The sequence below is a fragment of the Halonatronomonas betaini genome, assembly GCF_015666175.1.
Lineage (GTDB): Bacteria > Bacillota > Halanaerobiia > Halanaerobiales > Halarsenatibacteraceae > Halonatronomonas > Halonatronomonas betaini.
In genome coordinates this window covers 160,608-181,865 of the sequence record NZ_JADPIE010000001.1, presented here as the reverse complement: position 1 = coordinate 181,865, position 21,258 = coordinate 160,608, and the positions used below count along the sequence as shown (strand labels likewise).

Sequence of the window (21,258 nt, the reverse complement as noted above, 5' to 3'; positions counted from 1 at the left end):
AAATTTCAGATAAGGCTTTACTTTCTTCATTTAAACTAGTAATATAATTATATCATAAACTGATTTAAAAAGGAAAAATTTTATTAAGAATCAAATGTCAGGAGGAATAAGAATGGATAATAGTAAACAGAATAGATTAGCCAGTGAAAAGAGCCCCTACCTTCAGCAACATGCAGATAATCCTGTTGATTGGTTCCCCTGGGCTAATGAAGCCTTTGATAAAGCTAATAAAAAAGATAAACCTATCTTCCTCTCAATAGGCTACTCAACCTGCCACTGGTGCCATGTAATGGAAGATGAATCCTTTAATGATAAAAATGTGGCTAAATTTTTAAACGATCATTTTATTTCTATAAAAGTTGACAGGGAAGAACAACCTGAAATTGATTCTATTTATATGGAAGTCTGTCAGGCTATGACAGGTCAGGGAGGCTGGCCCCTTACCATCTTAATGACCCCTGATAAAAAGCCATTCTTTGCCGGTACCTATTTTCCTAAAAAGGGTCTGCTTGATATCCTGGCCCAGGTCAAAGATTTATGGCAGAATCAGAGAGATAGATTACTTGATCAGGGTAATAATGTAACTAACACCTTAAAAAAAGCTCATTCAAGCAGAGGTTTTAAATCTAATTTTAAAATCAATTCTGAAGAAAAAAAAGAGCTTATAAAAGAAGCTGCTATAAACTTAAAAAATGATGCCGATTCCAGGCATGGTGGTTTTGGTTCAAAACCAAAATTTCCTCAACCACAAAAAATATTATTTTTACTCCAGTATTATAAATTATATAACCAGAAAGAATTCCTGGAGTTAGCTGAATTAACTCTAAGCAAAATGGCCAGAGGTGGTATTTATGATCAAATAGGCTATGGTTTTGCCCGCTATTCAACTGATAGAAAATGGCTTATACCTCACTTTGAAAAGATGCTTTATGATAATGCTTTACTTTCCCTGGTTTACCTGGATGCATATCAGGCAACTGGCAATATCGATTATAAAATAATAGCTGAGGAAATACTTGAATACCTTGAAAGAGAAATGCTTTCTCCAGAAGGAGGCTTCTATACTGCTGAAGATGCCGATGTAGATGGCGAAGAAGGCAAATTTTATCTCTGGAAAAAACAAGAAATCGTCGATATATTGGGCCAGAAAAGAGGAACAGAATTCTGTCAGGATTTTGATATTACCGGTGGAGGAAATTTTGAGGGCAAAAATATTCCTAATCTAATTCACTCAAAACAGAGCCTTCAAAGTATTCGTAATAAATGGAAGCAAGAATTAAAAGAGTTATATAAAGCCAGAGAAAAAAGAAAAAGGCCATTTAAAGATGACAAGATATTAACTGGTTGGAACGGCCTTGCCATCGCAGCTTTTGCCAGAGCCAGCAGAGTCTTAGGAAATGATAAATATTATTCTATAGCAGAAAATGCATTTAAGTTCATAGATGATAATTTAAAGAAAGAAGATGGTTTATTATTAAATCGCTATAGAGATGACGAAGCAGCTCATCCAGCTCAATCAGAAGCATATTCATTTCTCATTTTTGGTTTAATAGAATTATACCAGGCAAAATACCAGCCCCAATTCATTAAAGAAGCCATAAAATTAAACAAAAGTATGCTGGGTAAATTCTGGGATGAAAATTCTGGAGGCTTATTTGTAACTAATAAAGATCAAAATGAGCTCCCCTTTAATAAAAAAGAAATCTATGACGGGGCCATTCCTTCAACAAATTCAATCTCAGCATTTAACTGGTACCGTCTATTCTCATTAACTTACGACAATAAATTCAAAGATTTACTTGAAAAACAGCTAAAATATTTTTACAGTCAGATAAAACAGCAGCCTCAGGAGTTCACTGCTTATCTCTCTGCATTAATGCTGGAATTAGACGGTTTAAAGGAGATAATAATTGTAACAGAAGAAGAATCCTATATTACCCAACTTAAAGCAGAAATAAACAAAAAATATCTCCCCTTTTCAACTATTATATTAATAACACCTGAACTAAAAGATAAAATAAATGATGTAAATAAACTTGCTTCTGAAAGAAAGAATAAAGATAACTGGACTGTCTATATCTGTCAGAACCAAACCTGCCAGCAACCAATAACCACTTTAGATAAATTCAAAAATATGATATAAATATTTAAGGAAGGTGATATTGTATGGCAGAAGAATTTACCCCTAAAAAGACTGAAAGGTCTTTTAGATTTATTAGGAAGCACGGTTGGATTATTGCATTTATCATAGGCCTTGGTGGTCAATTCATTCCTGAAATAGGACTTTTAGTTCCTTTAGTAATTTTAACCCTATTAGGAATGAGCCTCTTTAAAGGTATGTACTGGTGCGGTAATTTCTGTTTCCACGGAAGTTTTTTCGATCAATTAGTTATGAAAATCAGTCCTCATAAAAAAGTTCCAGATATTTTCAAGTCTAAAACTTTTGTAGGCCTAATTCTTATTCTTTTCATCTTAAATTTTTCAAGACAACTTTATTTTGCAATCACAGGTGATACAGGGACTGTTTTAGCAAGAGTTGGCTCAGTTATGGCAAATACTTATTTAGTCGTAATCCTTATCGGATTATTCCTGGGGATTGTAATCAATTCTAGAACCTGGTGTCATTTCTGTCCAATGGGTACTATGGAAAAATTCATGTATAAGATTGGCAAGAAAACTGAACTAACTAAAAATTATGATCAAAAAGTCACCATTACTGAGCCAGAAGACTGTATCGAATGTGGACTCTGCAGCCAGGTCTGCCCCTTTGAATTAAGGCCATACCCGACTTTAAAAGAAAATGCTCTTGCAGATAGCTCAAATAATCAATATGATGAAGAAAGATGTATTCGCTGCAGGGTCTGTATTGAAAACTGTCCTGCAGACGTACTAACACTGGCAACTGAAGATGAAGCCAAAAAACTCAACTAATATTTTATAATATTAATTATTAAAGGGTTGGCTCGAAATTATATTGAAAGCCAACCCTAAATATATCTATTTTCTTAGTAGTTTTAATAAATCCCTGATACTTCTTCCACCTACAAGAAGATCATTTTCTCCATCAGTATCTGTAGCAGCCAATTCCCAGTAATGGGTATGAACACCTCTTCCAGGGTAAAAGTCCAGCAATCCTGGATGAATCCCTGCTAGAGTAACTGGCGGTGTAATCTGTGGTGGAATATAAAAGCTAAAATCCTGCCAGCCGTAGGTCTGAAAATCAGGTAGAGGATCTTCCATAATAACAGTTAAAAATCTATCTGGATTATTACCGGTCACCAGAGGATAAAATAACTGTTTTGAGACAGTCCTCCAGGACTCTATATTAACTGCAGGTAGATCTGAACCAGTTATTTCAAGGATAGAAAAATGGAACCAGCTATAGTTCTTTTGATAATAATCAGTAAGCTTGCTTATATCTAATTCATTAACTTCAATATCATCTAAGCCGGCTTCAGTCAGAAGTTCTTCCAGGAACTCTTTTATCTGTTCCTGGTTCTCAAACTCTACAATTTCAGATTTTTGCTTATCCATGGTGGAGAAATCAGCTCTATCTTCATAGAAGTATTCAGGCAGGGTCATCCCCCGTCTTCTGGCTATAAAATTTTCCTGGGATTTATAGATTACATCTTCATTCTGATAGGTATCAGTTGGTGGAGAAGTAAGTGGCATAATAGCTAAAAGCTTTCCTGGTCTATTAACTTCCAGACTCAATTTTTGAACAGTAATCAGTTCTTCTGTATTCCAGAGCAGCCCGGCATATTCCTGATGATTATTAAATTCTAAAGCGTCATCTAACGGTATTAATATTCTTGACTGACCAGGGAGACTAAAGATCAAAAGAAAAGTTATCAGTAACAGAGGTACAAGAACCTTTTTCATAGTATCTTACCTCCCAATTGATTTGATTTTGTTAACATAATTATACAACAATAATTAATAAAATAAAACAACTAATACCTAAAAAATATATTAAGGAGAAATCATAATGAAAGCAGTCAATACTTTTAATAATTTAATCAAACATAAGAACAGCTCGAAAAATAAAAATCAAACAGTAATAATTGGAGATGGTGGTCTTGGCACAGAATTTATTAAAAAAGATTTAAATAATAAACAGGCTCCTTTTACCTATAATCTAAATAAGCCTGAGCTAGTTGCAAATATACATCTTGATTATCTTAAAGCTGGCTCTAAGATCATAACAACCAATACCTTTTCAGCAAACCAATTATATTTAAAAAAAGATAAAAATTATTCCAATCTTTCAACCAGTGAATTAAAAAATGAGGTAATAAAAATCAATAAATCCGGGGCAAAAATTGCAGTTAACACCAGAGATAATTTTATAGAAGAAAATCCAGATCAATATCCAGCTTTAATTGCAGGTAGCATTGGCCCAACTGGTTCTGAAGAAGCCATCTTTCCAGATAAAAACAGTAATCAAGAAAAATTAGTGGAAACCTTTGATAACCAGATCAAGGCCCTCATTAGTGGAGGGGTCGACCTTATTTTATTTGAAACTTTCTCATATCACCTTGAATTAAAGGCAGGGCTGGAAGCTTTAGAAGAATATGACCTGCCAGCTATAGTTAATATGTCATTTGATAATTATACCAACACTAATTATGGAACAGATATTGATGATTTCGCTAACCTGATTAATAATTCAGCGAAGAATAAAATCCTGGCAGCTGGATTTAATTGTATCACACCTGAACCTGGCTACCAGGAGACAATCAGAAGTTTTATTGATAAAACAGAGATACCTTTAAGTATATATTTCAATGCAGGTAAACCAGAGTTAAATATGAAAACCGGTCAGACAGTTTACAAATCTAAAGATAATTATTTTCAGGAGATAAAAAGTATACTTAAACTAAATAAGCCTGAAACCCTGATAATTGGCGGTTGCTGTGGAACCAGTCCAAATACTATTAGGAAACTCCAGAAACTAATATAATTTCTAGGTCATAATTACTTTTCTATTCCAGTCCTGGCCATAATCCCCTGCTGATAATAATGCTTAACCTCTTTCATTTCAGTAACTAAATCTGCCCTGTCAATTAGAGATTCCTTAGCCATTCGGCCTGTTAAAATCACTTCTACATTATCAGGTCGATTATTTATTATTTCAAACAGATCATCTTCATCAATGAGATCAAAAAATAAAGCAATAGCTATTTCATCAATTATCACAACCTGATAATCGCCAGAATTGATAGCTTCTTTAATCTCTTTTAAACCTTTTCTGGCAGAAGCTTTATCTTTCTCATCAGGTTGACCATTGATGAAAGCCTCTTCACCATACTGGCGAATATCAATATTCTCAATGTTTTTCAAAGCTTTTATTTCACTATATTCACCATTTTTAATAAATTGACTAAAAAATACCTTCAAATCTGCCCCAATTGCTCTGATGGCAAGGCCAATTGCTGCAGTCGTCTTGCCTTTACCATTTCCAGTATATAAATGTACCTGTCCCTTCATTTTAACTGCCCCTTTCGAAAATTATTTAAAAATAAAAATACTGCTCCAGTTAAGAAGCAGCTGCTAAGAATAGTCTGTTTAAGAAGGAATTAAAGACATTCTAACCCCTATAAAACAAGTTATCCTTCGCCACTTCTTTCGCCGGAAGTCGTTCGAAGTACTTAATAATGGCAGGTCTTCTGGCTTCAGCCTGAATAAGTTTATATCCCTTCCCGTATTAAACAGTGGAATATAAAAAAGGCTGTTACAGCTGCGGCTACAGCAACGGTTTCTCACCGTTTTCCCTATTAAAACCATTATTAGAACTTAATCATATTAAATTTTTATTACGACTCTACTATAACATTTATATTGAAAAAGTCAAATTATATTTGTGATATAATATTAGTTAAGAGGTGATAAAGATGGCAGATAGAATCCTAATTATAGTTTTAGCAATTGCATTATTCTTAATATCTTTACCTAAAATTTTAAGGCTATTAGGTTTTCATCCAGATTATAAAAGGAAAGATTATAATTTTGAAGATAGAAAAGCTTTAATTATTACAACCAGTCATGATACTTTAACTAAAAGTGGCAAACCAACTGGAGTTTATGCTTCAGAAATGACTGTACCCTATTATGAATTCAAAAAAAATGGCCTGGAAGTCGAACTAGCAAGTATAAATGGAGGAAAGATTCCTATAGAACCCTTTTCTTTAAAATGGCCCTTAAAAACTGAGGCTGATCAGAAATTTTTAAACGATCAGGATTTTTTAAATAAAGCGGAAAATTCTATCCCCATCCATGAGATTAATATCGATGATTACGATTTAATTTTTCTTGCCGGGGGCTGGGGAGCAGCCTATGATCTTGGCCAATCAGAGGAATTAGGCCAAAAAATCACAGAAGCCTACAGCCAGAATAAGATTATTGGAGCAGTATGCCACGGACCCCTGGGATTATTAAAAGCTGTTGATGAAAATGGAAATGCTCTAGTGAAGGATAAAAAAATAACAGCAGTAACAGATAAACAGATTAAAGAGCTTAGGATTACTGAGACTCCATATCATCCTGAAACAGAATTAAAAAAGGCTGGTGCTAACTTTAAGAGTAATAATAGATTATTTGATACCTTGGCCAACAATATCGAAGTTGATGAAAATATAATTACCGGGCAAAATCAAAATGCTGCTGGCGAAACTGCTCAGATAATGATGAAATCTTTATCTGAAAAGCCAGATTCATAATTAAATAATTTAACTTTTATTTTATAAATTTTGATTTTAATCAATAATTAGTTTATAATATATAATAAGTCGTTGATATTTTCTAAATAGGAGGTGGCCTCATATGAAAGAAAACTTGGAAATCAAAGATAGTAAAACTATTGAGCTCTTATGTGACCCCTTTACTATCGATATTCTTAATACTTTAGAACTCAACCCACTAAAAAAAGAAGAGATTGCAGAAAATTTAAATGAAAGTCTCAGTTTAATCTCAGAATATGTTGATAAAATGGTAGCAGGTAACTTATTGGTAAAGACTGATAAGGGCTTTAAACTAACTGCTAAATCATTTACTGCAGATGGTTCTTTAAACCTTTCTTCAGTTAGAAATGCTAAGAATAATATGTCTGGATTTATTAATCATTTAGAAAACAATATTAGAGATCAAATAGAAAATCTTGCTGACTTAAAAATAATTAATCCAGAAAAAACAAAAACATACACTGACCAGCAGTTAGTCGGTTACTCACCATTATATTTGTCAGACGATGAAATTGAAGAACTCCATAACCTATTGCAGAGTTTTATTAAAGAAAAATCTAAGGAAGAAAGAATAAATAACCCTGAATATAAAAAATGTCGTTTTTATCATTTCTTTTATCCAGAAGTAGAGCTAGAAGAATAGTCTTTCTAACAATAAAGCGGGGCTATTAGCCCCTCTAATTTTTTATATAAAACTAATTTGCCAGCTCCTGATATCATCTCTTCATTAGTTTTACACCTTCTTAATAAAACCGGTTTTTCTAATCCAGTTAAATAACCCTCTCTTAATATTTATCAACATATTTCAATATTTATTTTTAGTTCTTGCAGGAAATATTGACTTCTTGTCTAATTATATATTATTCTAATAAAAATTTGAGAGGAGTCGAGAAGAGATGAAGAAAGTATTATTAAGTTTAATAGTTATCATGGTCGCTGTCGTTTTATTATCATCTGGTAATGTTCTGGCAATGGAGGAGGGTGGAGACTTAAGGATTGCAATCGGTGCCGATCCAGAATCACTTGATCCAGTCCTGGCCTCATCATCACCTGCAGCTATGGTAATGGTTCATATGATGGAAACATTATTTGAAATGACCCCTGACGGAGATATTGTTCCCTTACTGGCTGAGGATTATTCAGTATCAGAAGATGGTTTAACCTATGAATTATATCTTAGAGAAGGCGTTTATTTCCATGATGGAGAACCCTTTAATGCAGAAGCTGTAAAATTCAACCTGGAAAGATTAATCGAAGATGAAGCAGTCTTTTCATTCTTAATCAACAGAATAACTGAAATTGAAGTAATAGATGAGTATACAATCAGTTTATCAACTGATGAACCTTTCGCACCAATTCTTGCCCATCTATCCCATGATTTCATATCAATGATCAGCCCTGCTGCAGTTGAAAGATATGGCGATGATGTTGGCAGTAACCCTGTTGGTACCGGCAAATTTAAATTTGAAGGCTGGTCCAGGGGTGAGGCAGTTATCATGAGTCGTAATGATGATTACTGGGGAGAGCCAGCTTATCTGGATACTGTAAGAATCCTAATTGTCCCAGAAGAGTCAACCCGGGTTGTTATGTTAGAAACTGGAGAAGCTCATGCTATTATGAGTGTGCCTCCAAGAGACGTTGATAGACTAACAGAAAATCCAAATATTAATATTGAAAATGTTCCAAGCCTTAGAACTCTATATGTTGGCCTCCATGCCCAGAGTGAGCCCTTTGATGATGTTAGAGTTAGACAGGCTGTTAATTACGCTGTCGATAGTGAGTCAATTGTTGAAAATATTATCGGTGGCGCCGGTCGTCCTTCAGATGCCCCAATTTCACCTGATATTTTTGGCTATTCAGGCCAGGAGATTTACCAGCATAATCCGGAAAGAGCCAGAGAATTACTGGCCGAAGCCGGATATCCTGATGGTTTAGAATTAGAGTTTTATTATCCAGTTGGAAGATATCCAATGGATAATATCATTGCTCAGGCTATTCAGAGTCAGCTAGCTGAAGTCGGCATAGATGCTAATATGACAACAATGGAATGGGCCACTTATCTTGAAGTTATTAATGTGCCTCCAGATGAAAGTCCTCATCATATGTTCTTCTTAGGATGGGGTACTGTCACCGGTGATGCTGATTATGGTCTCTATGCTTTATTCCATTCTGATGAATGGGCTCCAACAGGCAGTAACAGAAGCTTTTATGGCAACTCTGAAGTTGATAACCTTTTAGAGTTAGCCAGAATAGAGACTGATCCTGATACCAGGAGAGAAATTTATGCAGATGCCATCGAACTGCTCTGGGACGATGCACCATGGATCTTCCTCCACAGTATAGCTCAAATTGATGGTGTCAGAACTAATGTTGGCGGCTTAATCCATCACCCAAGAGAAAGTATACTTGCTCATGAAGCATACTTCATTGATGATTAAAAATTTTATAACTCAAACAGGACCTGGCCTCTGGCCAGGTCTTTTTTATCTCTATTTCATTGTTCCAGTGTCAATATAGCGTTGATGCCAGCTTAAAGCCTCATTTAATTTAACAGGGGTATGGCCACCTCTGTTTTTTGCCCTCTCAAAATAATCCAGCAACTTATCTTTATATAATGGAGAGACAGCTTTAGTTATTATCTCAACTGCCCTTTCCTGAGGTGACAGACCTCTTAAATCAGCCAGCCCCTGTTCTGTAACTATTATATCAACATCATGCTCTGTATGATCAACATGTGAAACCATTGGTACTATAGATGATATCTTGCCACCTTTGGCCACTGAACTTGTAACAAATATACTGAGATAAGCATTCCTGGCAAAGTCCCCGGAACCACCAATTCCATTCATCATTCTACTGCCCATTATATGGGTAGAATTTACATTACCGTATATATCAGCTTCAATAGCAGTATTAATAGCTATAGAGCCAAGTCTTCTTATTATTTCAGGATTATTACTTATTTCCTGGGGCCTTAAAATAATCTTATCCTTATATAAATCTATATTTTCTTTAAATTGTTTTTTCCCGGATTCAGATAGAGTAATCGATGTTCCTGAGGCAATATCTATCTTCCCACAATCAATCAATTCTAGAACTGCATCCTGAATAACTTCAGAATAAAACTTTATATTTTCAAAGTTTGAATTACATAAGCCTGAAAGAACAGCATTAGCAACTGCTCCCACACCTGATTGGAGAGGCAATAACTCCTTTGGTAGCTTACCGGCCTGTTGCTCTGCCTCTAAAAAATCAATAATATGACTGGCAATCTTATTACTAATGTCATCCTGATAGGCTGCAAAGCTAATTTCGTCTTCAATTTCTGTAATAACTATTCCTTCAATCTTTTTAGGATCTATTTTAATATAGGGACTACCTATTCTCTGATCAGCCTGTACCAGTGAAATAGCCTCTCTTTCTGGTGGGTCAGCTAATTGATAGATATCATGAACTCCTTCTAAATCCAGTGTTTGCTTTAAATTTAATTCAACTATTATTTTTTCAGCCTCTTTTAAAAATGTAGGCGCTGCTCCAACAGAACTGGATGGTACTATCCAGCCTTCCTCAGTTATTGCTATAGCCTCAACAATTGCTAGATCAATATCTCCATAATGACCGTACCTAATATTTTGAGGAAAATGACTGAGATGAATATCTGAATATTTTACATCTCCACTGTTAATTGATGACCGAAGGTTTTTATCTGATTGATAGGGATATCTTCTATTTATCAAACCTGCTTCAGCAAGTGCCCCATCAAGTTCACTCCCTACAGAGGCACCGGTTAAAATATTAATATTAAAGTCTTCACCCTGAGCTTTTTCAACCAGAGCAAGAGGCACTGCTTTAGGATAACCAGATGGTGTAAAGCCGCTGCAGCCTATAGTCATTCCACTTTTAATTATTGCAGCAGCTTCATCAGCAGATATTATTTTATCTCTTAATGATTTATTCCTGATTCTATTCTTCATTAGTACCCTCCTGATATCTTAATTTTTCCTGAACATTTCTAACAATAGAACAGGTCAATCTATAATTATTATAAAACTTAAAGGCAAATCCGATAGTGATAATTCCTCCTATCCCAAGGATCAGTCCAATAAATAATAATGTGAATTCAGGTTGTTCTGCAAGGGTTGGGTCAAACCCGATTAAATCTAATAGTATCCCTAAAAATAAGATGGCTATAGACTGTGAAGTTTTATAAGAAAATGTTAAACACCCAAAATATATCCCTTCCAGTCTTGTACCTGTTTTTAATTCTTCAACATCAATAACATCTGCCACCATTGAAGCCGGCATTGTAAAAAGACTCCCATTGCCAAAGCCAGCAAAAAATGCAAAAGGCATTAATAAAAGGTGATGCTCTGCTATATAGGCCCTATTAAATACAGAAAAAAGAAATATAACAGCTGCAATTAAAGAAAAACCCAGACCTATTAAGATTGTAGGCCGTTTATCAAACCTGGCAGCTACGGCAACCCAGAAGGGTTGAGAAATAATGCTTATTAAAAATTGAGTCCCTATAATAATTGCGATTTCCGTATTATTCATATTAAAAGTATAGGTAAATACATGGAGCCCAACAGCAGTAAAAAGGGCTACTGTTAGATTAGTAGCAAGATATCCTAAAACTATAGATCTAAAATCATAATTATTTAAAGCATTTTTAAAATCAATAATTATCTGTTTTACTTCTTCAATAGGATTAAATGAAATAGTTTTTTTATCTCCACTGAGTTTATATAAATATGGCAGATATTTATAAGTTGAAATAAATGCTATAATCCCTGAAATAATCATAACTAGAGAAGAAACAATCCCCATATTTGCATAGGCAGCTGGATTCAATTGGCCAAGATGGTACTCCTCAGTCGGCTTAAAGAAAATATATAAAACCAGGGCAGTTGCAGAAAAGACTCCGAAAATAAAAAATACTGTTCTGATTGATTGAATTAGGGTTCTCTCATTATAATCACTTGAAAGCTCAGCCCCTAGAGCAACATATGGCGTTCCAAAGACTGTCAAAAAAGTCTTAACTAAAATTATATTGGCAAAAAACCAGCTATATTTAAAAAACAGAGACTGTTCTGGATTAATAGTCCAGAGATAAAAATTAAATAACCCAGCAAATAAAGCCCCTAGAAGTAAGTATAAATGCCTCCTGCCAAAATATTTAAAGGTAGTTCTATCTGAAATGTAACCCATAAGTGGATCTGTAAGAGCATCCCAGATTATACTCAGGCTAACTGCAATACCAACCATAGTGCCAGGAATATTTAAGACAGCAGTTGCATAAAAGACAATATAAGTATTTACTACCTGCAGGATAATTCCGGCACCTAAATTGCCGGCACCATAACCAAATTTATTGATTAAAGCAATATTCTTTAGTCGCTTTTCAGCCATCGGCTTCTCCTGCTCTCTATTTAAAATATACTCTATAGTAAATAGTTCTTTGTGAAAACTTTAATTCCTGCAAAAAAATAAAGAATATAACAATGGCGCCACCTTCTTTAAGATGCCGCCATCAAAAATATATTCTTTTATAAATGAACAGTTGAGTTTGAAGTTATCAGCTCAAGTATCTCATACATATTACTTATCTGACCAACTTTTAAATCATCTTTTAATTCTAAAAACTCAAGACAGGTTCCACAAACCTTTAATTCAAGACCTTCAGCAAGTAATTTCTCTAAAATCTTAGCTGTCTCCAGATTAGTCGTCGCCAGCTTAACCCCATTATTCATTAAAATTAGAGTATCCGGTCTGTTTTTTAAATCTGCAATAGTCTTAAGCAGACCATTCATCAATAATTCACCTAACTCTTCTGGACCTTCTCCTAACCTGTCAGTCGTAATCAGCATTACTTCTGTATTTTTATTTATTGCAGAAATGTTATTAGTTGTAGTTTTAGCCTCCTGGTTACTTTTCCCATAAATCAATAATTCATATTCCTGGTCAGATATCCTGGTCTCATCAACCTGATAACCCTGTTTTATGGCCATCCTGGAAACATTATTAGCAGCCACTTCATTATCAACAATTATCGTAATCTTATTATTTTCCTCTAAAGCCTTTTTAGCCTTCACTACTGGTTCAGGGCAATCAAGTCCTGAACAGTCTATCTTTTTCATTATACCGCCTCCCTGATTTAACATAATTAAATTATAACATTATTATAAATCATAATCATTATATCAGGTCAAAATATTTCTCAAATTATAATTCGCTTGCAATAACTGCAGCACCAATAGCTCCAGCATATAAAGAATCTCTAGATGTTATAATATTTTCATTTATTTTTTTGCTTAAAGTATCTTTTATAACTGAACTTTTAGCTAATCCGCCAGTAAAAAGAACTATGTCTTTAACTTTGATTTTTTTCAATAAGTTTTTACCTTGTTCTGCAATTGCATTTATAACTCCCATTGCCACTTCTTCTTTATTCTTTCCAGCTGAAATCAAGGATATTATTTCTGATTCTGCAAAGACAGTACACATACTATTGATTTTAACAGGTTCTACACCTTCTGTAATTTCATCTATTTCATCTAATGAAGCTCCTAAAGAGTTAATAGTTACTTCTAAAAATTTACCTGTACCTGCGGCACATTTATCATTCATAATAAAATCTTTAACCTGTCCATTAGAATCAAGAGAGATCACTTTACTATCCTGACCACCTATATCAATGATAGTGCGAACAGAGTTATTTAAATAATAACCACCTTTTGCATGACATGTTATTTCGGTTACTACTTTGTCTGCAAAATCAACGGCTACTCTTCCATACCCTGTTACAACAACATTTTCAATATCTTTTTCTGATATATTGCTATCATTTAATAGTTTATAATATAAATTTCGCCCGGTCTCTTTTGGTTTCCAGCCGGTTGGCATTATTTCTCGACAAATAATATCATCTTTGTACAGAACACCTTTGGCACCAGTTGACCCAATATCTATTCCAATGTAATACAATGAAGTTGCCTCCTAAAATCAATTATAACATTTCTAAAAATGCAGTTAATCTTGTTTCTAATTGACCTACATCAGACTGAGAGTAATCAGTTTCAATATTAATATATGGAGTATTACTTGCTTCTTTTAATTCTTCTTTAATTCTATGGGATTCAACATTATAAGTATGACAGGCCTGTAATATCATATCTACCACACCATCAACCTGATACTCTTCTACTAATCTATTTAAAAGTTCCACCCTATTATCATTAGGACTCATGCATGAGCAAGGAGTATTTAAGTATTTTTCTGTAATAGCCTCAATTGGATCAATATCTTCATTAACTAATTGATCATTTGGCTTTAACCCTGTGCAACTTTCAAGACAAACAACTGAACCACCATTATCTTCAATAGCTTTTATTACCTTTTCTGTAGCCTGACCCATAGGACAACCAGTAATTAAAATCCTTGGAGCATCTTCAGAAATCCTCTTATCACCATTATTATACCTCTCTAAAACTTCTTCTGAAATTTCATTAATTCTATCAATTGCAATTTCTTTATCAAAGGTATAATTAGTAATATTTATAACTTTAAAGATTTCTGTTCCATATAAAGGTGAAGGGTTTAATTTACCTAACTCATAAAAATTTTTTATCGCTTGTCTTTCTTTATTCTTATTTTCAATTTCTTCTTTCAATCTCTCTTTAGTTATTTCTGTATCATATTTAGCTTCTAGCTTTTCTTTCAATAAAACAACTTCATCTTTCCAGATTTCAAAATCTATATCTCTATCATTTGATTGTGGCAGATTCATAACATGAACTGGAGTAACATCATCAAGGTATTCATACATTTTCTTCTTTCCATCACAGGTAGTTTCTCCAACTATTATATCTGCAAAATGAAAATACGGGCATTTATCTGTAATAGCAAAACCATAGCTTGATTTAATCAATGGACATAAGTTTCTTGGAAGATCTTCTTCTCCATCTTCAATAGTAGCATCACTTGTACTACATAAAGTTACTGGAATAGCATCAGCAGCCCTTATTACTTCATATGGTGTGAAAACACAGTATGTACCAACAACATTCTTATTATCCTCTTCAACTAAATCTTTCATTGCGACTGGACCATGGCCATCTAACGTTTCAGGATCAAGGTTCTCAAAAAAATCATTCAAGCTATTCATTATAAAGCCTCCTAGATAATATTAATTTATTTTTTCTATAACTAAAATTAATATTATCAAATCGTGATTATAATGTCAAACTTAAAAAGGCCTATAACGAGATGTTATAGGCCTTTTGAAATTCTTTTATTTAATTATTGATCTAACTCTTTATGACAGAACCACCAGTCATAGCAGTCATACTCTTTTAGTCTTTCTTTAGCTGTTTTCTCATCACTGGCTGGCTCAATAATAACCCTATCTTTTAGCAATTCATTATTTGGCCAGTTAGCTGGAATAGCTACACCTTCTTTTTCATTAACCTGAAATCCTTTAATCATTCTAACTATTTCATCCATATTTCTACCAAGTTCTTGAGGATATAATAAAATAGCCCTTATTACACCTTTTGGATCTACTATATAAACACCTCTTACAGTATTGGTCCCTTTATTTGGAGCAACAAGACCTAACTTATCAGCTACCTTGCCACGATCATCTGCTATTACAGGAAACTTAATTTCTTCCCCAATTTCATCATTAATCCATTCAACCCACTTAATATGTGAAAAAACCTGATCAATACTTAAACCAATTAGCTCAGTATTCAATTTTTCAAATTCTTCATATCTCTTCTGAAAAGCCACAAACTCTGTAGTACAAACAGGAGTAAAATCAGCAGGATGGCTAAATAATACAAACCATTTACCTTCAAAATCTTTAGGTATATTCATCTCACCATGTGTTGTCTTAACCTGCATCTCCGGCATTTTGTCTCCAATTAACAGTTGATTTTCCATAATTTTTATCTCTCCTTTTTGCATTATTAGTAATTCTTATCATTTATATTATAATTTATTATAAATCTAATGTCAAGCGAATAATATCTAAAATTGACCTTTGTAAAAAAGTTACCGCTACAAAAAATATTTTTGACTGTATTAAGCTATTGTGTTATTATTAATAAGCGAATAAGAAATAATTATATTTAATATAAGTATTGCTGATTTGAGGTGCGGTATTTTGAATAGAAATAAAACTATTTCTTCATTTTTAAACGGTGTTTTGTATTTAACTCCAGCATTAATAATATTAATTACATTTAGAATTTATCCAATTATAAAGTCATTTACAATGAGCTTTTATACAAGCTATAACTATTTTACAAATGAAGTATATGAATATGGTTTAGATAACTTTAGATATATTTTTTCAGATCCAGAATTCTTTAGAGCTCTTCAAAATACTTTAGTTATTGTTTTAGGTGTAGTCCCGATGAGTATAATAATATCTATTTTTATTGCTTATTTTCTAAATAAAAACATAAAATTTTCTGCTCTATTTAGAGGTATTTATTTTATGCCATTTGTAACCTCAGCTGCGGCTATTGCTGTAGTCTGGAGGTGGCTTTATAATTCAAGGTTTGGTTTAATAAATTATTTCATATCTATATTAAATCTCGATCCTATTGGATGGCTAATAGATCCAAATTGGGCTTTGATAAGTTTAATAATTTTAACTATCTGGAGAAGTCTTGGTTTTAATATAATTATTTTATTGGTAGGTATGCAGAACATTAACAAATCATATATTGAGGCAGCAAAAATAGATGGAGCTAATGAAGGAAAATTATTTATGAAAATCATATTACCATTATTATCTCCTACAATATTATTTTTGGTTTTATTAAATACCATAGATGCTTTTAAAATCTTTTCTGAAGTATATACCCTATTCAATAAAAGGCCTGGCCCATTAAATAGTGCATTAACAATGGTCTATTATATTTATGATAAATTTAGTCATCAATATGCTTATGGTGTTGCATCAGCAGCTGCATTAGTTTTATTTATAATTATATTATTAGTCACTTTAATCCAGTCAAAATTCGCTAAAAGAAAAGTTCATTATCGTTAAAAAAAAAATAGGAGGTGTTCTTTTTGATAAAAAGGTTTTTAATCTACTTAATTATTATTTCTGGTGCTATTATTACATTACTTCCATTTATCTGGATGCTTACGACAGCTCTTAAAACATCTGGAGAAGTATACTTAATGCCTCCCAGATTCTTACCAGCTGATCCACAATGGCAAAATTTTTTAATTATTCAAGAACAAGTACCTATTATAAGATATTTATTTAATAGTACAATAGTTGCTCTATCAGTCACAATAGGCACTTTAATTACTTCAATTTTAGCTGCTTTTGCTTTTACATATATTAAATTCTGGGGAAGAGATATTTTATTTGTAATATTCTTATCTACGATGATGGTCCCAGGAGAAATTTTAATGATACCTAATTTTGTAACACTAGCTCAATTAAACTGGCTAAATAGATATCAGGCCTTAATAGTACCCTGGTTAATAGGTGTTTTTGCTATCTTTTTATTAAAACAACAATTTTTATCAATACCTATTGAGTTATATGAATCAGCCAAAATAGATGGTTGTAAAGATTTTATGTTTCTATGGAAAATATTAGTTCCTTTATCTAAACCAGCACTTGTATCAATAGCCTTATTAAAAATAATATACAATTGGAATGCTTTTCTATGGCCTCTTTTAGTAACAAATACTCCAGAGATGAGAACATTACCAGTCGGCTTAGCTTCTTTCATGACTGAAGCTGGTTCTAATTATGAACTTTTAATGGCTTACTCAACAATAATAATACTACCCATCATTATTGTTTATATAGTTGCTCAAAAAGAAATAATTAAAGGTGTTTCATCAAATCAAGGAATTAAGGGTTAACCCTTATTCAATAAAATACACTAGGAGGAATAAAAAATGAAAAAATTAGTATTACTAAGTTTAATTTTTATGTTTTTATTGACATCAGGTACAGTTTCAGCAGATGTAGTAGAATTTGAATTCTGGCATGCCATGTCAGGTGCGAATGGTGAGATACTAGAAGAATTAGTCGAACAGTTTAATGAAGAAAATGACAGCATTGAAATTACTCCGATATTTCAGGGGCATTATCGTGACTTATTCGAAAAACTTTCAGGTGCTGCCCAGGCCAATCAGTTACCTACTTTAACACAAATCTACCCTAATAGACTTACAGCTTATATAATGAATGATTTTGTTGAAGATTTAACTCCTTACATTTTTGATGAGGAAATAGGTTTTACTACAGAAGAATGGGAAGATATCCCTGAATTCTTCAGAAACGACGGCATATGGAACGATAACCATTACTCCCTGCCATTTAATAAAGGTGGATATTTAATGTTCTACAATAAAGATATGTTTGAAAAACATGGTCTTGAAGTACCTGGTAACTGGGATGAATTAAAAGAAAAAGCTAAAAAACTTACTAATGATGATATAAAGGGAATTGCTTTTAATCAGAGCGTAGGTATTGATTCTAGTTTCTGGGTTGAACAGGCAGGCGGTGAGTTAATTGATGAAGAAAATGATAAAATTAAATTTAATGAAAAAGAAGGCGTTAAGGCATATGAATTTCTAACAGGTTTAATAAATGATGGTTATGCTATGATTGCAGAGGAAGACGGCTATATGTCAGGACCATTTGTAAGAGAAGAGGTAGCAATCGGTTTTTCTTCAACTTCACATTTACCATATATAAAAGAAGCAGCTGAAGAATATAATGTAAATTGGGATACAGCTGTATTACCTAAAGGAGAAAGAAAAGCTGCGTTATTTTCAGGTACTGATATAGCAATGTACAATACATCTACCGAAGAGCAAAAAGCAGCTGCATGGGAATTTATTAAATACTGGTTTAGAGAAGATGTCACAGTTGATTGGGGTACAAATTCTGGATATCTTCCACTAACCTATTCTGCTGCAGACTCTCCAGATTTTGTTGAGTATCTTGAAGATAATCCTGCAAAAGGAAATGCCATGAAACAATTCCCTTATGGTTATCAGGATCCAAAAGTTTTAAACGGTTATTCAATTCATAGCAATATGCAGCAAGCATTAGAAGAAATAGTTAAAGAAAATAGAGATGTTCAAGAAGCTTTAGACGATGCCAGAGATAGAGCCAGGCAAGAATTAGACGAAGCAATGAGAGCATTTGGACAGTAATTATGATTGTCTTAACAGTTCATTGCATTTTAAATACAGAATCAATAATAAAAGGTTTAGGTAATAATGTAAATAAATCTAGAGAACTAACTAAAAGTCTAATTGAAAATAATGTTAATATAATACAACTGCCATGTCCAGAATTAAATTGTTTTGGATTAAATCGCTGGGGTCATGTTAAAGAACAATTCGACAATCCCTTTTACCGAGAACAATGCCGAAACCTTTTTATACCATATCTAAATAGAATAAAAGAATATATCAATAACAACATTGATATTATCGGGATTATTGGAAAAGATATGAGTCCCACTTGTGGAATCAATAAAACTTGTTCTGAAAAGAACTGGGGAGGAAATATTGAAGGCAGAAAAAATTTATCAGTCATACAAAAATCTGTTGAAGTAAAAAATGAGTCTGGAATATTCATTGAGGAAATAAAAAAATTATTGGCAGAATCAGATATTAATTTATCATTCTATGACTTAAATGATAAAGAAATAATAAATCATATTTAAGACTAACAATAAGACCTCTACAAAATTGTAGAGGTCTTTTTCATTAAATAAAATTATGATCATATATCTTTTCGATAGCTGCTGGACTAACCGGTCGGCTAAATAAATAGCCCTGAATATAATCACAGCCCCTATCAGATAACTTTTGGAAATTTTCCTTCTCTTCAATACCTTCAGCAACAACAACTAAATTCATGCTATGAAATAAAGAAATCAAACCTGCCATGGTATCTGTATAATTATCCTGTAAGAATTTATGATTTAAAGACCGATCAAATTTAATCTTATCAAGTTCAATATAGGTTAAATAGCTTAATGAAGAATATCCTGTTCCAAAGTCATCAAGGGAGATCTTAACACCTGACTTTTTTAATTTATTTAAAAAACTAATCGATTTATCCTTCTTCTCAAGCAGCACAGTCTCTGTTATCTCAATCTCTAAAAGGTCTGCCGTCACCCCATGTTTCTTAAGTTTATCATTTAAAAAATCAACATAGGATAAATCATTTAACTGCTTGGCAGAAAAATTAATGGAAATTGGTTTTGGCTCAAGCCCTTTACTCTGCCACTCTGCAAGTTGAATAATTGCCGCCTCTGTTACCCAGCGACCAATATCAATTATTAAATTACTCTCCTCAGCAACAGAAATAAATTCACCAGGAGAGATATCTTCATCCTTTAATCTAAGCAAAGCTTCAAATGTATCGGCTTTACCCGACTTTAAGTTTATCTGGGGCTGATATACAAGCTTAAAACCATCATTCCTTAATGCATCTTTTAATAGCTCACGGATCTCCTTCTTTTTTATCAGCTCCTGAAACATCCTGTCATTATAATATAATTTATTCTGATCAAAAAGGCCCTTTGCCCTATGCATTGCAGTATCCGCAAAGGTTATTAAATCATAGGTTTTTTCAGCATCTTCAGGAAAAAGCGCAATCCCTATACTGTACTCAATATTTAATAAATCATCATTAATATTAAATGAGCTATTCAAACAATTTTCGACTGACTTTAAATATCTTTCAACCTCGTCTATTTTCACAACATTTTTCAATAAAATCAAAAACTCATCTCCACCATATCTGGCTATGAAAATATTGCTGTCATTAAGATCAAGGAAGCGATTGCCAATCTGACTTAATAGAATATCTCCATAGACATGTCCTAAAGTATCGTTAACTTCTTTAAAATTATCCAGATCAATTAAAATTACTGCCCCTGATCTGCCTGCTTGCAGTTCAGTTTTAAGATTGTTTATAAACTGTCGACGATTCGGCAACTTTGTTAAAGGGTCATATAATGTCCTGTATTCAAGCTTTTTATTTAATTTGGTTACCTCATCATTATAACTCTTGATCTGCTGAGAACTAATCATTATTTCTTGCTCTTTTTGATCAAGTTCTTTTTCTTTATGCTCAATCTTTTCTGCAAGCTTCTTTAAAGAATCAGAAATAGTATTTAACTCTTCATAACCTGGATTAACAGGACAGGCTTCATTATATCCATCTGCCAGCCTGTCTGCCCAGACAGTAATCTTATCTAAAGGTCTAATCATTTTAATTGAAAAATATCTGGCTACATATATCCCGGTTAAAAATATTATAATTACAGGCAAAAAGTTAAGCTGATTATTCATTGAGTAATACAGAAATAAACCAAAAGTTGATATTAAAAATGTAAAAACTAAAACAAAATATATTCTATTTAAATCTTTGCTTATCTTTTTCATTTAGTTCATGCAACTCCATTATTTAATAGATTATTTATTACAGTGAGATAATTATATCATA

Annotated in this window: 19 protein-coding genes and 1 riboswitch; of the genes, 10 read left to right on the top strand and 9 right to left on the bottom strand. The window is 32.9% G+C overall.

Features of this window, described 5'->3' with window-relative positions; translation table 11 throughout:
- Positions 1-112 precede the first annotated feature (112 nt).
- Together I0Q91_RS00930 and I0Q91_RS00925 are read left to right on the top strand one after the other, a co-directional pair.
- Entirely contained in the window at positions 113-2,143 is a 2,031-nt protein-coding gene (locus tag I0Q91_RS00930) for a thioredoxin domain-containing protein (RefSeq protein ID WP_270452269.1), read from the top strand.
- 23 nt (positions 2,144-2,166) lie between these two features.
- A complete protein-coding gene (locus I0Q91_RS00925; RefSeq protein WP_270452268.1) occupies positions 2,167-2,931 on the top strand; it encodes a 4Fe-4S binding protein in 765 nt (254 codons plus the stop codon).
- Positions 2,932-2,997: 66 nt separating this feature from the next.
- Here I0Q91_RS00925 and I0Q91_RS00920 read toward each other — a convergent pair whose 3' ends face one another.
- Positions 2,998-3,882 (bottom strand): formyl transferase, encoded by an 885-nt coding sequence (locus tag I0Q91_RS00920; protein ID WP_270452267.1) that lies wholly within the window; start codon positions 3,880-3,882, stop codon positions 2,998-3,000.
- A gap of 106 nt (positions 3,883-3,988) precedes the next feature.
- Here I0Q91_RS00920 and I0Q91_RS00915 point away from each other — a divergent pair, with 106 nt between their 5' ends.
- Positions 3,989-4,963 (top strand): homocysteine S-methyltransferase family protein, encoded by a 975-nt coding sequence (locus I0Q91_RS00915; protein ID WP_270452266.1) that lies wholly within the window; start codon positions 3,989-3,991, stop codon positions 4,961-4,963.
- Between the two features lie 14 nt (positions 4,964-4,977).
- On the opposite strand, the gene I0Q91_RS00910 is transcribed toward I0Q91_RS00915, so the two are convergent.
- On the bottom strand, positions 4,978-5,490 hold the full coding sequence (locus I0Q91_RS00910; RefSeq protein ID WP_270452265.1) for a cob(I)yrinic acid a,c-diamide adenosyltransferase: 513 nt from the start codon (positions 5,488-5,490) through the stop codon (positions 4,978-4,980).
- Positions 5,491-5,642: 152 nt separating this feature from the next.
- Positions 5,643-5,803, bottom strand: a riboswitch (cobalamin riboswitch).
- 91 nt (positions 5,804-5,894) lie between these two features.
- Between I0Q91_RS00910 and I0Q91_RS00905 the strand changes: the two genes are divergently transcribed.
- The 3 genes from I0Q91_RS00905 (at position 5,895) to I0Q91_RS00895 (ending at position 9,178) form a co-directional block, all read left to right on the top strand.
- Positions 5,895-6,719 (top strand): type 1 glutamine amidotransferase domain-containing protein, encoded by an 825-nt coding sequence (locus I0Q91_RS00905; protein WP_270452264.1) that lies wholly within the window; start codon positions 5,895-5,897, stop codon positions 6,717-6,719.
- A 103-nt stretch (positions 6,720-6,822) separates the two neighbouring features.
- On the top strand, positions 6,823-7,383 hold the full coding sequence (locus I0Q91_RS00900) for a hypothetical protein (protein ID WP_270452263.1): 561 nt from the start codon (positions 6,823-6,825) through the stop codon (positions 7,381-7,383).
- A gap of 253 nt (positions 7,384-7,636) precedes the next feature.
- A complete protein-coding gene (locus I0Q91_RS00895; protein ID WP_270452262.1) occupies positions 7,637-9,178 on the top strand; it encodes a glutathione ABC transporter substrate-binding protein in 1,542 nt (513 codons plus the stop codon).
- Between the two features lie 51 nt (positions 9,179-9,229).
- Here the strand turns inward: I0Q91_RS00895 and scpC are convergent, their stop codons facing one another.
- The 6 genes from scpC to I0Q91_RS00865 all read right to left on the bottom strand — a co-directional run bounded on the left by scpC (position 9,230) and on the right by I0Q91_RS00865 (position 15,686).
- Positions 9,230-10,714: a succinyl-CoA:acetate CoA-transferase ScpC gene (scpC, locus tag I0Q91_RS00890; RefSeq protein ID WP_270452261.1), complete on the bottom strand. Its 1,485-nt coding sequence runs from the start codon at positions 10,712-10,714 to the stop codon at positions 9,230-9,232.
- Complete coding sequence (locus I0Q91_RS00885; protein ID WP_270452260.1) at positions 10,704-12,152, bottom strand: MFS transporter; 1,449 nt, start codon at positions 12,150-12,152, stop codon at positions 10,704-10,706. Before I0Q91_RS00885 ends, scpC begins: the two co-directional genes overlap by 11 nt.
- A gap of 137 nt (positions 12,153-12,289) precedes the next feature.
- Positions 12,290-12,880 (bottom strand): sulfurtransferase-like selenium metabolism protein YedF, encoded by a 591-nt coding sequence (gene yedF, locus I0Q91_RS00880; RefSeq protein WP_270452259.1) that lies wholly within the window; start codon positions 12,878-12,880, stop codon positions 12,290-12,292.
- Positions 12,881-12,965: 85 nt separating this feature from the next.
- Entirely contained in the window at positions 12,966-13,727 is a 762-nt protein-coding gene (locus I0Q91_RS00875) for an acyl-CoA dehydratase activase (RefSeq protein ID WP_270452258.1), read from the bottom strand.
- 22 nt (positions 13,728-13,749) lie between these two features.
- Complete coding sequence (locus tag I0Q91_RS00870) at positions 13,750-14,907, bottom strand: double-cubane-cluster-containing anaerobic reductase (protein ID WP_270452257.1); 1,158 nt, start codon at positions 14,905-14,907, stop codon at positions 13,750-13,752.
- 134 nt (positions 14,908-15,041) lie between these two features.
- Complete coding sequence (locus I0Q91_RS00865) at positions 15,042-15,686, bottom strand: peroxiredoxin (RefSeq protein ID WP_270452256.1); 645 nt, start codon at positions 15,684-15,686, stop codon at positions 15,042-15,044.
- A gap of 223 nt (positions 15,687-15,909) precedes the next feature.
- Here I0Q91_RS00865 and I0Q91_RS00860 point away from each other — a divergent pair, with 223 nt between their 5' ends.
- From I0Q91_RS00860 to I0Q91_RS00845, 4 genes are read left to right on the top strand one after another with little or no spacing between them, the layout of a single operon-like run.
- Entirely contained in the window at positions 15,910-16,803 is an 894-nt protein-coding gene (locus tag I0Q91_RS00860; RefSeq protein ID WP_270452255.1) for a carbohydrate ABC transporter permease, read from the top strand.
- A 23-nt stretch (positions 16,804-16,826) separates the two neighbouring features.
- Complete coding sequence (locus I0Q91_RS00855) at positions 16,827-17,642, top strand: carbohydrate ABC transporter permease (protein ID WP_270452254.1); 816 nt, start codon at positions 16,827-16,829, stop codon at positions 17,640-17,642.
- Positions 17,643-17,678: 36 nt separating this feature from the next.
- The gene (locus I0Q91_RS00850; protein ID WP_270452253.1) at positions 17,679-18,947 is read left to right on the top strand and encodes an ABC transporter substrate-binding protein; all 1,269 of its coding nucleotides are present in this window, start codon (positions 17,679-17,681) and stop codon (positions 18,945-18,947) included.
- A gap of 2 nt (positions 18,948-18,949) precedes the next feature.
- A complete protein-coding gene (locus tag I0Q91_RS00845) occupies positions 18,950-19,465 on the top strand; it encodes a CD3072 family TudS-related putative desulfidase (protein WP_270452252.1) in 516 nt (171 codons plus the stop codon).
- A 43-nt stretch (positions 19,466-19,508) separates the two neighbouring features.
- Here I0Q91_RS00845 and I0Q91_RS00840 read toward each other — a convergent pair whose 3' ends face one another.
- Positions 19,509-21,197 carry an EAL domain-containing protein gene (locus I0Q91_RS00840; protein ID WP_270452251.1) on the bottom strand — a complete coding sequence of 563 codons (1,689 nt, stop codon included), beginning with the start codon at positions 21,195-21,197 and terminating at the stop codon, positions 19,509-19,511.
- Between the last annotated feature and the right edge of the window lie 61 nt (positions 21,198-21,258).

What these genes read in the sequence shown, in the direction of transcription:
- I0Q91_RS00845 (WP_270452252.1), top strand. Translation starts at nt 18,950, where the DNA reads ATGATTGTCTTAACAGTTCATTGCATTTTAAATACAGAATCAATAATA.
- I0Q91_RS00905 (WP_270452264.1), top strand. Translation starts at nt 5,895, where the DNA reads ATGGCAGATAGAATCCTAATTATAGTTTTAGCAATTGCATTATTCTTA.
- scpC (WP_270452261.1), bottom strand. Translation starts at nt 10,714, where the DNA reads ATGAAGAATAGAATCAGGAATAAATCATTAAGAGATAAAATAATATCT.
- I0Q91_RS00850 (WP_270452253.1), top strand. Translation starts at nt 17,679, where the DNA reads ATGAAAAAATTAGTATTACTAAGTTTAATTTTTATGTTTTTATTGACA.
- I0Q91_RS00930 (WP_270452269.1), top strand. Translation starts at nt 113, where the DNA reads ATGGATAATAGTAAACAGAATAGATTAGCCAGTGAAAAGAGCCCCTAC.
- I0Q91_RS00900 (WP_270452263.1), top strand. Translation starts at nt 6,823, where the DNA reads ATGAAAGAAAACTTGGAAATCAAAGATAGTAAAACTATTGAGCTCTTA.
- yedF (WP_270452259.1), bottom strand. Translation starts at nt 12,880, where the DNA reads ATGAAAAAGATAGACTGTTCAGGACTTGATTGCCCTGAACCAGTAGTG.
- I0Q91_RS00895 (WP_270452262.1), top strand. Translation starts at nt 7,637, where the DNA reads ATGAAGAAAGTATTATTAAGTTTAATAGTTATCATGGTCGCTGTCGTT.
- I0Q91_RS00920 (WP_270452267.1), bottom strand. Translation starts at nt 3,882, where the DNA reads ATGAAAAAGGTTCTTGTACCTCTGTTACTGATAACTTTTCTTTTGATC.
- I0Q91_RS00885 (WP_270452260.1), bottom strand. Translation starts at nt 12,152, where the DNA reads ATGGCTGAAAAGCGACTAAAGAATATTGCTTTAATCAATAAATTTGGT.
- I0Q91_RS00865 (WP_270452256.1), bottom strand. Translation starts at nt 15,686, where the DNA reads ATGGAAAATCAACTGTTAATTGGAGACAAAATGCCGGAGATGCAGGTT.
- I0Q91_RS00840 (WP_270452251.1), bottom strand. Translation starts at nt 21,197, where the DNA reads ATGAAAAAGATAAGCAAAGATTTAAATAGAATATATTTTGTTTTAGTT.
- I0Q91_RS00870 (WP_270452257.1), bottom strand. Translation starts at nt 14,907, where the DNA reads ATGAATAGCTTGAATGATTTTTTTGAGAACCTTGATCCTGAAACGTTA.
- I0Q91_RS00910 (WP_270452265.1), bottom strand. Translation starts at nt 5,490, where the DNA reads ATGAAGGGACAGGTACATTTATATACTGGAAATGGTAAAGGCAAGACG.
- I0Q91_RS00915 (WP_270452266.1), top strand. Translation starts at nt 3,989, where the DNA reads ATGAAAGCAGTCAATACTTTTAATAATTTAATCAAACATAAGAACAGC.
- I0Q91_RS00925 (WP_270452268.1), top strand. Translation starts at nt 2,167, where the DNA reads ATGGCAGAAGAATTTACCCCTAAAAAGACTGAAAGGTCTTTTAGATTT.